This is a genomic window from Nannocystis bainbridge (genome assembly GCF_028368995.1).
GTDB classification, from domain to species: Bacteria; Myxococcota_A; Polyangia; order Nannocystales; family Nannocystaceae; genus Nannocystis; species Nannocystis bainbridge.
The window spans coordinates 714,582-727,607 of sequence record NZ_JAQNDL010000004.1; the positions used below are offsets into that span (position 1 = coordinate 714,582).

A 13,026-nucleotide genomic window follows, 5' to 3' on the forward strand; every position below is an offset into this window, starting at 1 on the left:
CGCGCGGCGCGAAGCTGTCACCCGTGGGCCGCGCTTCAGGGCGCGGCCCACTCTCGCTTCGGGTCCGCGGGCTTCGGCACCTCGCTGTAGTAGAGCTCGGGCCGAAGCTGCGTGTCGCGGTCGAGCAGCGCGCCGACGAACCTCTCGATGCGACTCTCGGCCACCTCCATCGGGCTCTGCCGCTCGCTGCCGTCGGTCGTGACGTGGGCGACGCGGCCGCCCTCGAAGCTCACGCGCATCGGGGTGTCGTATTTGGGGAGGCACGCGCCGAAGCTGGTCGTCAGGTCGGTGAACGTCTCGCCGCTCTGCAGCGTGAGGTCGTACTCGTGCGGGTTATGGACGTTGCCGCGGCCGCCGTGGCGGCAATGCGTCGCCACCTCGCGCACCTCGGACAGCCAGCGACGGGCGCTGTCGGCGGCCCCGGGGAGGTACGGGGGAAACAGCGAACCCGGGAAGTAGGGGGCGTCGAAGCGAGCGAGCTGCAGGTCGATCTGCTTGTTGAACAGCTCGACCAGCTGCGGGTTCGGCAGGTCCCCCGGCATCGGCGGCTGCATGCAGGCCGCGAGCGCGAGGGTCATGGAGAGGGTGCTGTACGTCGCTGCCTTTCGCATGGAATTGCGAGGATAAGGAACGGGGCCGGTCTGCGCCAGTCGGCGAGCGCCGCGACGCGGCGTGCGGGCGTCGGTGCGCGCGCTGCGAGGCGCAGACCGCGAGGCGCGAGCGTGAGGCGAGATCGTGAGCAGGAGGCGCCTGGCGCCTCGTACGGCGCCGTTTCGCAGCGGCCGGCAGACCGCGCGCCGGGCGAACGAAGAACACTGGTTCGTCCTTCGCAGTGCGTGGCGCGTGGGCGAGCTCAGCCCGGCTCGAGGCAGTAGCCGGAGCCGGCGACCTTGTTGTTCTCGGTCCGGCACTCCTGCCACAGGTGCTCGGGCATGCCGTCGTCGAGGACCACGTAGACCGGCGTCGCGCCGTCGGTGAGGGCCATCGAAGGGTTGGCGACGTCGATCGCCACGTCCTCGGCCTCGGCGGGGTAGAGCGCCTTCTTCGTCATGCCCTCGCCGAGCTTGACGCCGCCCATGTCGGGGTCGCCCTCGTAGAAGCCGACCACCACGCCGGCCGGCACCGCCGCCTGGCCGATGTTGCGGACGCGGGCGACGATGCCGTACGGGCCGTCGCAGCGGGGGAAGATGGTGGCGGTCAGGTCGGGCGCCGAGAATTCGCCCTCGGGCTGGACGTTCTGCCGATAATTGTTGAGACCGTCGGCCTTCCAGTTGGGCGTCTCGGCGACCGGCACGGTGCCGTCCTCGCCGATGTTGGTGATGTGGTGTACAGCCAGCTCTAGACCCCCCTACTGGCTGTTCTACAAGGGGTGTCTCGGAAAACGCCAGAATCGCGACAAAATCGAGACGATTTTTCGAGACAACCAGGGGATCGCGCCGTCGCGCATCAGGGGCTCCAAGGCACCCCAGACCTCCCGCTTGACCAAGCTTTCAGTCCGCCGGCCGCCGGACCGACGAGACAAGCGCTGCCGCGACGGGGCACCCCTCAGGCCGGTGGCGGCTTGATTGCGGGCGCAGCGGCGCCTACGGTCGGGGTGATGACGACAGCAACGTATACGCATGTCACGACGACCCTGATCGAAGCGCCGGTTGAGGTGGTGTGGTCGCAGGTCCGCGACCTGCTCGTGCTGGTCCGGATGGTCTTCGGCACGAAGCTCGACGAGTACTACACGCGCGGGTGGATCGAAGGCGGCTCGGTGGACCGCGTGCCGGCGGCGCTCGCGTTCTGCCTGCGATCGGGCGGGCCGGAGATGGTCGTGGAGGGGGTCGGCCGCTCGGACCGCGAGTACCTGCTGCAGTACTGCACCCGCGGGCGGGTGATGCTCGTGGCCGACTACTTCGGCGAGCTCCGGCTGATCCCGACGACGCACCCGGCGGACTGGACGGTCATGGTCCACAAGCGGGAGTTCTCGGTGCTCGACGGCACGGCCAGCGACTACGCGGCGCAGATGGTGGCGGGGATGGTCGACTTCATGAACGGCGAGGCGGAGGCGATGCGGGACGCGTTCACGCCGAAGTCGTAGGCGTGATGGTCTGAGGAGTCCGACCACTTCAGCTTCGCAAAGTTCGTCGTCGAGAAGTTGAACAAGTACAGCGAGTCCAAGCCTCCTGGCCACGCCTCTCCTCTACCAGATCTCAGGTCCGTTGCAGCTCAGCCGAGGCAGTACACTTGGGGCAGGGTACAATCTGACACCCGGCCGAGACTCTCCAAGTGATTGAGACCGGCCAAGCACAGCAGTCCTGAGGGGCTCCGACCGAGTGACCTACCGAGGAAGTGGCGCTCGATGCTTCAGTAGGCTTCGTCGCGCGCGGACGTCCACGTTTCCCAGGTCAGCCCGACGACGAGGTGGTCGAGCAGCCGCGCGTCGGCGACCTCGAACTCGAGGATCTGCACCATGTGCAAATCGCGGAACGCGGGGGGCTTGGGGCCGCCGCTGTTGTTCTGTGCGTGCCACGCCGCGGCCTTCTCGAAGTTCGCGTTGCTGAGCTCGGTGATCCGGACGATCTCCGCCTCGGCGCTCTCGATGAGCTGCTCGTTGAACGCCTCGTCGTGGTTCGCCTGGAGCCCTTCGGAGTACGCGACGAGGCGCGCGGGGGCGCGGGCCGCGAGCTTCGTCGCGCTCTTCTTCGTCTGGTTCGTGTCCTTGTAGCTGTCGCGCAGCGCGTGGTGCGCGTCGGCGAGGAGCTGGAGCCCGAGGCACTTGTTGGCGGGCACCTCGGGGTACTGAAAGTTCAGGAGGAGCACCCGCGCGCGAACGGTGCGCTCCTCGAGGGCCTCGATGGTGATCTCGTAGGTCGCGCTCATCCGAGGGCCTGTACCAGAGACGGCGCGGACGACGCGAGTTCAAAATTCCGAGACCCCCAGTGAGCGAGCGTACTCGCCAAGCGCGACGTGTGGCTCACGTCGTGGCGCGCGGGATTCGATGCGGCCCGCGCCCCTGTTGCGTCTGCAGCGGGTCGTGGACGCATCGCAGTAACGCAGCTACTGCCCCGCGCGGACGTCGGTCCGCACCGCATGTTGTCGTGGTATCAGCACGCGATCCTTGCCCATCGTCGCCACATCTCACCCTAGCGGCGTTCGGCGCTGGCTGATACTAGCCGATTCCACTTCCACGAGAAGGCGCCAAAAGGTGCACTTGGACGGCGTTCAGGCGGCTGCCTGAAGCCGAGATTTGGTGATGTGGTGTACAAGCCCAGCTAGACCCACATACGGGCTTGTTTGCGAGGTGTTGTCTCGAAAACTGCCCGGATCGCGACAAATTCGAGACGAATTTTCGAGACATCCGGGGGATCGCGCCGTCGCGCATCAGGGCCTCCAAGGCACCCTGGACCTCCCGCTTGACCAAGCTTTCAGGCCGCCGGCCGCCGGACCGACGAGACAAGCGGAACGGGAACGTCGGCGCGCAGCGCCGAGCGACGGGCGACATCACACTGCCGGCGAAATTGCGTGACGTGAACCAGAGGACAGGCGACTCCCTCGTGTCCGTCTCGGTTCACGCCGAGCCCTCGCGTTCCGGCCGACGTGCGCCGAACGTCGCGTAGACCGGCGTCGGCGTCGAGAACATCCGCTACTACGAGCGCATCGGCCTGTTGGCCGAGCCGGCGCGCACCGCCGCCGGCTACCGTCTGTACGAGCCGGAGCACGTCCGCCGCCTCAACTTCATCCGCCAGTCCGCGGGCCGCCGTGACAAGGAACGGGCCCCACGTCGCGGCTGGCCACTCTTTTGCGAATCTCGAGAGGGCGTACCGGCAATGCCGGTACCCTGTGGAGAGCCGGGGTCAGCCGTCAAGCACATGGTCAGCCGACCATCAGCTTGGTCTCCGGGAAGGTCACGTGGGCGCTTCGCGGAGTACCGAGTCGCCAGTGCCAGCGAGATCGGTCCGACGCGGCCGATGAACATCGTGACGATGATCAGCCACTTGCCGAGCGCGTTGAGCTCGGCCGTGCCGCCGATCGACAGGCCCGAGGTAGCGAGCGCGCTCACCGTCTCGAAGGCCGCCTTCTCGAACGCCATGTCATGGCTGGCGAGCAGGGCGAAGCTGACGATGACCGCGACGAGCGTGGCGATCGTCATGATCGTCGCGGCGCGGTAGACGATGTCGTGCGGGATTGTCCGGCGCAGCAGCAGGGCCCGCGCCTGGTTGCGCGCGAGCGCCGGGATCGCGGCGAGCACCACCGCGAGGGTCGTGGTCGACCGTCCAGCCGTCGCCGGGCGGGACGACGTCGACGTGGCCGAAGAACGCCACGTGAGGCGAACCGCTGCCGAGGCGCGCCACGAGGTTGTGCACGGTGTGTCCGCTGGCGCCCGCGAAGTCGACGCGCCTGCACGAGAACCCGCGCGCCGCGAGGGCGCGCGACGCGACCGTGAGCGCGCCGCCCTCCGCGGGTGTGACGCTCGGGCAACGTAGAAGCGAGGCAGCCAGCGGCAACGGATCGTACGGATCGTCGAGCCTGAGTGGCTCCACCGGCTGGGGTTCGATCGATGTCGTGATGAGCATGGCGAACCGAAGGTGCTGCCGGCGAGGTTAAAATGGCGCCAAAAAGCCGCTCGGCCGTTGGGACGCGGGAGGACTTGCGTGGCGCTCGCCCGGCGCACGAGCGCCGGCATCACTACATTCTTAACCCCTTCTTAACTCGGCCCGATGCAGCTTCCCGATCGCGAGGACTGTGCCAGGTGGGGCTCCAGCTCGCCTCCTCACACCGTCCGATTCCGACCCAGGCACCGATGACTGACCTCTTCTTCATCGCCGTCGTACTCGCGTCGTTCGCGGCCTTCTGGGGCTTCATGCGCTTCCTCGGCCGGCTCTGACAAGGATTCCCGTCCCCATGACCATCATGCACTGGCTCGCCGGCCTCGTGTCGATCGGCCTCGGCGTCTACCTCCTCGTCGCCCTCCTCGCCCCGGAGAAATTCTCGTGACCGCGCATGCGCTCCTGCTGTGCGGCGTGTACGTCGCCGTCCTCGTCGCCCTGGCGATCCCCCTCGGGGGCTACTGCGCTCGGGCCCTGGGCGGCGAGGCGACGCTGCTTCAACGTCTGCTCGGCCCGCTCGAGCGCGGCCTCTATCGCGTCGCCGGCGTCCGACCGAACGACGAGATGCACTGGCGCGACTACACCGTCGCCGTGCTGTGGTTCAACCTGTTCGGCCTGCTCGTCGTGTACGGCCTGCAGCGGCTGCAGCACCTGCTCCCGCTCAACCCGCAGGAGCTCGGCCCAGTCGCGCCGGACCTCGCCTTCAACACGGCGGTCAGCTTCGCCTCGAACACCAATTGGCAGGCGTACGGCGGCGAGACGACGCTTAGCTATCTGACGCAGATGGTCGGGTTGACGACGCAGAACTTCGTGTCGGCGGCGACCGGCATCGCCGTCCTCGCCGCCCTGTCGCGTGCCTTCTCGCGTCGGCGCTCGGAGACGATCGGTAATTTCTGGGCCGACCTGGTCCGTTCGACGCTCTACATCCTGCTCCCGCTGTCGCTCGTCCTCGCTGTCGCGCTGGCCGCCGACGGCGTGGTGCAGACGCTGGCGCCCGCAGCGGAGGTGGAGCTGATGCGCGCGGCCACCGGTCCCGAAGGACAGGTGATCACGCAGCAGACCATCCCGCTCGGCCCCGGCGCCTCGCAGATCGCCATCAAGCAGCTCGGCACCAACGGCGGCGGCTTCTACAACGTCAACTCCGCGCACCCGCTCGAGAACCCGACGCCGCTGACCAACTTCCTCGAGTGCCTGGCGCTCCTGCTGATCCCGGCGGCGCTGTGCCTGAGCTTCGGCAAGATCGTGGCGGATCGGCGCCAGGGCTGGGCCGTGTTAGGGGCGATGTTCGCCATCTTCCTGCCGCTGCTCGGGCTCTGCGTCTGGTCCGAAGGACAGCTCGCGCCGCAGCTCGTCGAGCTCGGCGTCGATCCCTCGGCCGGCAACCTCGAGGGCAAGGAGGTGCGGTTCGGTCCGGCCGCCTCGGCGCTGTGGGCGACGGCGACCACCGCGGCCTCGAACGGCTCGGTCAACTCGATGCACGACTCGTTCAACCCGCTCGGCGGATTGGTGCCGATGTGGCTCATGCAGATCGGCGAGGTCGTGTTCGGCGGCGTCGGCTCGGGGCTCTATGGCATGCTCGTGTTCGCCATCCTGGCGGTGTTCCTCGCCGGCCTGATGGTGGGTCGCACACCCGAGTACCTCGGCAAGAAGATCGAGGCCTTCGAGGTCAAGATGGCCGCGCTCGTGGTCCTGCTGCCGTCGGCCGGCGTACTGGTCGGCACCGCGATCGCGGTCGCCAGCGCCGCGGGGCGGGCCGGTATCTCGAACCCGGGCATTCACGGGTTCAGCGAGGTGCTGTACGGCTTCTCGTCGGCGTCGAACAACAACGGCAGCGCGTTCGCCGGTCTCGGCGCCAACTCGTTCTTCTACAACCTGGCCCTCGGGCTATGCATGCTGATCGGGCGCTACGGCATCATCGTGCCGGTGCTGGCGCTCGCCGGCGCGCTCGCCCGCAAGCAGACCGTCCCGCCCGGGCCCGGCACGATGCCGACCCATACGCCGCTGTTCGTGTTCCTGCTCGCCGCGATCGTCGTGCTGGTCGGTGCATTGACATTCGTGCCCGCGCTCGCGCTCGGGCCGATCGTCGAGCACCTGCAGATGACCGGCACCCACCCCTGAGATTTCGTCATCATGCACTCGCCCAAGCACAAGCCCGCCCGCGGGCCGAGCATCCGTCGCGCCGCCATCGAGGCGTTCACGAAGCTCGATCCCCGGCGCATGGTGCGAAACCCGGTCATGTTCGTGGTCGAGGTCGGCAGCGTCCTCACGACCATCCTCGCCGTCCAGGCCCTGGTCGGCGAGGGGGAGGCCCCCTTCGGGTTCATCGCCGGCGTCGCCGCCTGGCTGTGGTTCACGGTGCTGTTCGCCAACTTCGCCGAGGCGCTTGCCGAGGGCCGCGGCAAGGCGCAGGCCGAGAGCCTGCGCAAGGCCCGGCAGCACGTGCAGGCGCGCCGGCTGGCCGAGCGCGACCGACACGCCAAGGCCGTGCAAGTGCCGGCAGCGCAGCTCCGCCGTGGCGACCTCGTCCTCGTGATCGCCGGCGACACAGTTCCCGGCGACGGCGACGTGGTCGAGGGCATCGCCTCCGTCGACGAGAGTGCCGTGACGGGCGAATCAGCGCCGGTCATCCGCGAGAGCGGCGGCGACCGCAGCGCCGTCACCGGCGGCACGCGGGTGCTGTCGGACTGGATCATCGTCGAGATCCGCAGCAATCCCGGCGAGACCTTCCTCGATCGCATGATTGCGATGGTCGAGGGCGCCAAGCGCAAGAAGACGCCGAACGAGATCGCGCTCGACATCTTGCTCGCCGGGCTGTCGCTGGTGTTCTTGCTCGCCTGCGCGACGCTGTACCCGTTCTCGCTCTACGCGCTCGAGACGCGCGGCCAGGGCGCCCCGGTGCCGATCACCGTGCTCGTCGCGCTGCTCGTGTGTCTGATCCCGACCACGATCGGCGGACTCCTGTCGGCGATCGGCATCGCCGGTATGGATCGCCTGATCCGCGCCAACGTGATCGCTACGTCGGGGCGCGCGGTCGAGGCCGCCGGCGACGTCGACGTCCTCCTGCTCGACAAGACCGGCACGATCACGATCGGCAATCGTCAGGCGGTCGAACTGCTGCCGGCGGCGGGCGTGAAGGTCGAGGTGCTCGCGGAGGCCGCCCAGCTCGCCTCGCTGGCCGACGAGACGCCCGAGGGCCGCAGCATCGTCGTCCTCGCCAAGGAGAAGTACGGCCTGCGCCAGCGCGAGCTCGCCAACACCGAGGCGCGCTTCATCGCCTTCACGGCGCACACTCGCATGAGCGGCGTCGATCTCGCCGGTCGCGAGATCCGCAAGGGCGCCGCCGACGCGATCGGCAAGCACCTCAAAGCCAAGGGCGGCGGTCTGAGCCCCGACATCCAGGCCCTCGTGCAGACGATCGCCAAGAGCGGCGGGACCCCGCTGGTCGTCTCCGAGGGGTCGAGGGCGCTCGGCGTCGTGCACCTGAAGGACATCGTCAAGGGAGGGATCCGCGAGCGCTTCGCCGAGTTCCGGCGGATCGGCATCGAGACGATCATGATCACCGGAGACAACCCGCAGACCGCCGGCGCGATCGCGGCGGAGGCCGGGGTCGACAGCTTCCAGGCCGAGGCCACCCCCGAGACCAAGCTGGCGCTGATCCGCAGCAAGCAGGCGGCCGGTCACCTGGTCGCTATGACCGGCGACGGCACCAACGACGCGCCCGCGCTGGCGCAGGCCGACGTCGCGGTGGCGATGAACACGGGTACGCAGGCGGCGAAAGAGGCCGGCAACATGGTCGACCTCGACTCCGACCCGACCAAGCTCCTCGACATCGTCGAGATCGGCAAGCAGATGCTGATGACCCGCGGGGCGCTGACGACCTTCAGCGTCGCCAACGACGTCGCCAAGTACTTCGCCATCATTCCGGCCGCCTTCGCGGTGACCTATCCGGATTTGCGCGCGCTCGACCTGATGCACCTGCACTCACCGCAGAGCGCGGTGCTCGCGGCGGTGATCTTCAACGCGATCATCATCATCCTGCTGGTGCCGATCGCGCTGCGCGGCGTGAAGGTGCGGCCGCTCCCGGCGGCGGCGCTGCTGCGGCGCAACCTCCTGATCTTCGGGCTCGGCGGCCTCGTCGCGCCCTTCATCGGGATCAAGCTCATCGACATGGTCATCACGACCGTCGGCGTCGCCTGAGGAGGACACGAGCATGCTGAGCGCCATTCGTCCCGCCCTGATCCTGCTGGCCCTCTTGACCGCCGTCACCGGCGTGGTCTACCCGCTGCTCGTGACGGGGATCGCTACCGTGCTGTTTCCTGATAAGGCCCATGGCTCGCTGGTTGTCGCGTCGTCGGGCCCCGTCGGCTCCGAGCTCGTCGGACAGAACTTCACCAGACCGGGTGATTTCTGGAGCCGTCCCTCGGCGGTCCACTACGACGCGAGCTCCTCGGGCGCGAGCAACATGGGGCCGCTGAATGAGGGCCTGCACGAGGCCGTCGCGGCGCGAATCGCTGCGCTGCAGGCAGCCGACCCCGAGGCCGAGCTGCCGGTCCCCGCCGATCTCGTGCTCGCGTCGGGGTCGGGCCTCGACCCGCATATCTCGCCGGAGGCAGCCCGCTACCAGGCGCGTCGCGTCGCGCAGGCACGCCGCCTGCCCAGGGCAGAAGTGCTCATGCTGATCGAGGCCCACACCGAGGGGCGCACGCTCGGTATCCTCGGGGAACCGCGCGTGAACGTGCTTCGCCTCAACCGCGCCCTCGAGGGGCTCCGATCCTCGCCATGAACCGCATGGAGCTCGACGACGACCGTCCTGACCCCGAGGCCCTCCTCGAGGTCGCGCGCGCCGAGGAGGCCAAGGCCAAGCGCGGCGAGCTGAAGATCTTCTTCGGCGCGGCCCCGGGCGTCGGCAAGACGTACGCGATGCTCGAGGCGGCGCGGCGCGCCCGGGCCGAGGGGATCGACGTCGTCGTCGGCATCGTCGAGACGCACGGGCGCAGCGAGACGGCGGCGCTGCTGGAGGGGCTCGATCGCCTCCCGCTGCGCACGATCGAGTATCGCGGCAAGGCGCTCCAGGAGTTCGACCTGGAGGCTGCGCTCGCGCGCCGACCCGAGCTGCTGCTCGTCGACGAGCTCGCGCACACGAATGTGCCCGGCTGCCAACATCGCAAGCGCTGGCAGGATGTCGATCTCTTGCTCGCCAGCGGTATCGACGTCTACACCACCCTCAACGTCCAACACCTCGAGAGTCTCAACGACGTCGTCGCCCAGATCACGTGGATCCGCGTCCGCGAGACGATCCCCGACGCGGTGTTCGACCGCGCCGACGACGTCGAGCTGTGCGACCTGCCGGCCGACGAACTGCTGGAGCGGCTCAAGGAGGGCAAGGTCTACCTGCCCGAGCAGGCCCGGCACGCGACCGAGGCTTTCTTCCGCAAGGGCAACCTGCTCGCGCTGCGCGAGATGGCGCTGCGGCGCATGGCCCAGCGGGTCGACAGCGACGTGCAGGCGTATCGCCGCGCGCACGGGATCTCGACCACCTGGGCCATGTCCGAGCGGATCCTCGTGTGCATCGGCCCGAGCCCCAACGGGCCGCGGCTGGTTCGCGCCGCGGCCCGCATGGCGGCGGGGCTGCGCGCCGAGTGGATCGCGCTGCACGTCGAGACGCCGCGCCTGGCGCTCGTGCGCGCGACGGGTCGCGGGGCTCTGGTCGAGACGATTCGTCTCGCTGAGTCGCTCGGGGCCGAGGTCGTCAACATCAGCGGCGAGCCGATCGGCGAGCGGCTCCTCGAGTACGCGCGCGCGCGCAACGTCACCCGCCTCGTCGTCGGCAAGCCGAGCCAGCCGCGCTGGCGCGAGCTGCTCGGCGGTTCGGTGCTCGACACGCTGGTCCGCGGCAGCGGCGCGATCGACGTCCACGTGATCTCCGGGGACGAGGGTCCTGGGGCTCGCCGGCCGATGCTGCGGCCCGTGACGCCGAGTCGCGCACGACCGATCCCCTACGCGTGGGCGGTCGGCAGCGTCGCCGGCGTGACCGGACTGTGCACGCTGCTCTACAGCTACGTCGACATGTCCGACATCATCATGCTCTACCTGCTGGTGATCATGATGACGGCGGCCCGCTTCGGCCGCGGACCGTCGATGCTGGCCGCGGTCCTGAGCGTCGCCTCCTTCGACTTCTGCTTCGTTCCGCCGTTTTATACGTTCGCAGTCGCGGATGCGCGCTACATGCTGACCTTCGGCGTGATGCTCCTGGTCGGCATCGTCATCTCGGGCCTTACCGAGCGCGTGCGCATGCAGGCCGAGGCGGCCCGCGGGCGTGAGCAGCGGACGGCGATCCTCTACTCGCTGAGCCGCGAGCTGGCGCAGCTCCGCCACAAGCAGAGCATCGGCACGAGCGCCGCTCGCCACGTCGCCGAGCTCGCCGGGGGACGCGTGGTCGTCCTCGTCGCAGGAGCGGACGATTCGCTGACGCCGCTGCAAGGGACCGACGTCGAGCTCGTGGCAGATCCGCTGGAGCAGGCCGCCGCCCGCCAGGCGTTCGAGCGGGGCCCGGCGGGCGCGGGCACCGATACGCTGTCGTCCGCCAAAGCCCTCTACGTGCCGCTCCAGGCGGTCGGTCGCACGATCGGTGTCCTCGGCGTGACGACCGGGGACCCCGTCCGCCTGCGTCATCTCGCGGAGCAGGAGCTCTTGGCGGCGATGAGCGGCCAGGTCGCGCTGGCGCTCCACCGCGTGCTGCTCGCTCAGGAGGCGCAACAGGCCGAGCTCCGCGCGCGCACGGAGGAGCTGCGGGGGGCCCTCCTCAGCTCGGTCAGCCACGACTTGCGCACGCCCTTGACCGCGATCAGCACGGCCGCCAGCGTGCTCGGCCAGGCGGGCCCGATGGCGGACGAAAAGCGGCGCGAGTTCGCGAGCTCGATCTACGAAGAGGCGCTCGGCCTCGGCCGGCTCGTCACGAACCTCCTGCACATGACGCGGCTCGAGACCCAGGGTGTCGCGCTGCGACGCGAGTGGACGCCGCTCGAGGATCCTATCGGCGCGGCGTTGACCCGGCTCGAGCGGGCGCTCGCGGGTCACATGGTGAACGTGTCGCTCGCGCCCGACCTACCGCCAGTGCTGCTCGACGAGGTGCTGTTCGAGCATTTGATGCTCAACCTGCTGGAGAACGCCGCCAAGTACACGCCGCCTGGCAGCGCCATCGACATGTCTGCGCGCGTCGAAGGCGCCTCGGTCGTGGTCGAGGTCGCGGACCGCGGCGACGGGATCCCCGCTGGCCAGGAGGACCGGATCTTCGAAAAGTACTTCCGGGTCGGCGGCCCCGCTCAGGGCGGCTTCGGGCTCGGTCTGGCGATCTGCCGCGCGATCGCGGTGGCTCACGGCGGCACCATCACCGCGGCCAACCGACCGCAGGGCGGCGCGCTCTTTCGCGTCACGATGCCGATCGGTGAGGAGACGCAGACCGCCCTCCCGTCCGCGCAGGAGGCGACAGCATGAGCGAGCCCGGAGCCTTGATCCTCATCGTCGAGGACGAACCGTCGGTGCGGCGATCGTTACGGACGATCCTGCTCGACTGCGGGTTTCGGGTCGTGGAGACCGAGACCGCGGCCGAGGCAGTGCTGCGGGCCAGGGAGCACAACCCCGACCTCGTCCTCCTCGACCTCGGGCTGCCCGACCGGGACGGCCTCACGGTCGTCACGGCGATGCGAGCCTGGTCGCTGGCGCCGGTGATCGTCCTGTCGGCGCGCGGCCAGGAGGACGACAAGGTCACAGCGCTCGATTCCGGCGCCGACGACTATCTCATGAAGCCATTCAGTGCCAACGAGCTGCTGGCGCGGATCCGCGTCGCGCTGCGGCACGTCGCGCAGCGGACCCCGCTTCGTGATCCCGTGGTCGAGCTGGGCGACGTGAGGGTCGACCTCGGTCGTCGGGTGGTGACGCGGTCGGGGCAGGAGATTCACCTGACCCCGCACGAATACAAGCTCCTCGAGGTCCTGCTGCGACACGCGGATCGGGTCGTCACGCACCGGCAACTGCTGAACGAAGTGTGGGGACCGGGACATTCCACGGAGACCCGCTATCTCCGCGTCTACATGGTCGCGCTGCGGCAGAAGCTCGAGCCCGTGCCGGGGCGCCCGCGCTGGATCATCACCGAGCCCGGCGTGGGCTACCGTCTTCGGCTCGACCGCGAATTAGCATCGTCTTAACCCGCAGCTCTCTACGCTGGCAGCACGTCGTTCATGTGCATGCCGGTTCCGCTCTTTATCTCGCTCGTCAGGCTGCTGGCAGCCGTGGCCCCCGCCGAGCCGTCGCCGCCCGGCTCGGCGTCCCCGACCGCGCCCGCAGCCGCTCCTTCCGCCCCGTCTGCGGGGTCCACGGCGCCCTCTGCAGACCCGGGGGCTACGCGCTCGCTTCCGCCCTGGACGCCCCCGGACGA

12 protein-coding genes and 1 pseudogene are annotated in these 13,026 nt (G+C 69.2%); 9 read left to right on the plus strand and 4 right to left on the minus strand.

All coding sequences use genetic code 11. From position 1 onward, the window contains the following. Positions 1-35: 35 nt before the first annotated feature. Both POL25_RS40230 and POL25_RS40235 read right to left on the minus strand, forming a co-directional pair. Positions 36-611 (minus strand): hypothetical protein, encoded by a 576-nt coding sequence (locus POL25_RS40230; RefSeq protein WP_272091721.1) that lies wholly within the window; start codon positions 609-611, stop codon positions 36-38. A 242-nt stretch (positions 612-853) separates the two neighbouring features. Further along, positions 854-1,294, minus strand: a complete 441-nt coding sequence (locus POL25_RS40235) for a hypothetical protein (protein WP_272091722.1) — start codon at positions 1,292-1,294, stop codon at positions 854-856. Positions 1,295-1,597: 303 nt separating this feature from the next. Between POL25_RS40235 and POL25_RS40240 the strand changes: the two genes are divergently transcribed. Next, on the plus strand, positions 1,598-2,083 hold the full coding sequence (locus tag POL25_RS40240) for a hypothetical protein (RefSeq protein ID WP_272091723.1): 486 nt from the start codon (positions 1,598-1,600) through the stop codon (positions 2,081-2,083). A 266-nt stretch (positions 2,084-2,349) separates the two neighbouring features. On the opposite strand, the gene POL25_RS40245 is transcribed toward POL25_RS40240, so the two are convergent. Beyond that, on the minus strand, positions 2,350-2,865 hold the full coding sequence (locus POL25_RS40245) for a hypothetical protein (RefSeq protein ID WP_272091724.1): 516 nt from the start codon (positions 2,863-2,865) through the stop codon (positions 2,350-2,352). A gap of 740 nt (positions 2,866-3,605) precedes the next feature. On the opposite strand from POL25_RS40245, the pseudogene POL25_RS45120 reads away from it, so the two are divergent. Beyond that, positions 3,606-3,734: pseudogene (locus POL25_RS45120) on the plus strand (MerR family transcriptional regulator); the annotation flags it as partial. On the opposite strand, the gene POL25_RS45125 reads toward POL25_RS45120, so the two are convergent. Continuing rightward, positions 3,680-4,669 (minus strand): potassium transporter TrkG, encoded by a 990-nt coding sequence (locus POL25_RS45125; protein WP_373372142.1) that lies wholly within the window; start codon positions 4,667-4,669, stop codon positions 3,680-3,682. The pseudogene POL25_RS45120 and the gene POL25_RS45125 sit on opposite strands and share 55 nt — an antisense overlap. Before the next feature lie 66 nt (positions 4,670-4,735). Here POL25_RS45125 and POL25_RS40255 point away from each other — a divergent pair, with 66 nt between their 5' ends. The 7 genes from POL25_RS40255 to POL25_RS40285 are packed head-to-tail and all read left to right on the plus strand — an operon-like array spanning position 4,736 to position 12,796. Beyond that, the gene (locus POL25_RS40255) at positions 4,736-4,870 is read left to right on the plus strand and encodes a hypothetical protein (protein WP_272091726.1); all 135 of its coding nucleotides are present in this window, start codon (positions 4,736-4,738) and stop codon (positions 4,868-4,870) included. Positions 4,871-4,887: 17 nt separating this feature from the next. After that, a complete protein-coding gene (gene kdpF / locus POL25_RS40260; protein WP_272091727.1) occupies positions 4,888-4,980 on the plus strand; it encodes a K(+)-transporting ATPase subunit F in 93 nt (30 codons plus the stop codon). Next, positions 4,977-6,710, plus strand: coding sequence for a potassium-transporting ATPase subunit KdpA (gene kdpA / locus POL25_RS40265; RefSeq protein WP_272091728.1), 1,734 nt, complete (start codon positions 4,977-4,979; stop codon positions 6,708-6,710). Before kdpF ends, kdpA begins: the two co-directional genes overlap by 4 nt. A gap of 12 nt (positions 6,711-6,722) precedes the next feature. Then, a complete protein-coding gene (gene kdpB / locus POL25_RS40270) occupies positions 6,723-8,789 on the plus strand; it encodes a potassium-transporting ATPase subunit KdpB (protein ID WP_272091729.1) in 2,067 nt (688 codons plus the stop codon). A gap of 13 nt (positions 8,790-8,802) precedes the next feature. Beyond that, a complete protein-coding gene (kdpC, locus tag POL25_RS40275; protein WP_272091730.1) occupies positions 8,803-9,375 on the plus strand; it encodes a potassium-transporting ATPase subunit KdpC in 573 nt (190 codons plus the stop codon). Continuing rightward, the gene (locus tag POL25_RS40280) at positions 9,372-12,086 is read left to right on the plus strand and encodes a DUF4118 domain-containing protein (RefSeq protein ID WP_272091731.1); all 2,715 of its coding nucleotides are present in this window, start codon (positions 9,372-9,374) and stop codon (positions 12,084-12,086) included. Before kdpC ends, POL25_RS40280 begins: the two co-directional genes overlap by 4 nt. After that, positions 12,083-12,796 (plus strand): response regulator, encoded by a 714-nt coding sequence (locus tag POL25_RS40285; RefSeq protein ID WP_272091732.1) that lies wholly within the window; start codon positions 12,083-12,085, stop codon positions 12,794-12,796. Before POL25_RS40280 ends, POL25_RS40285 begins: the two co-directional genes overlap by 4 nt. The last annotated feature ends 230 nt before the right edge of the window (positions 12,797-13,026 follow it).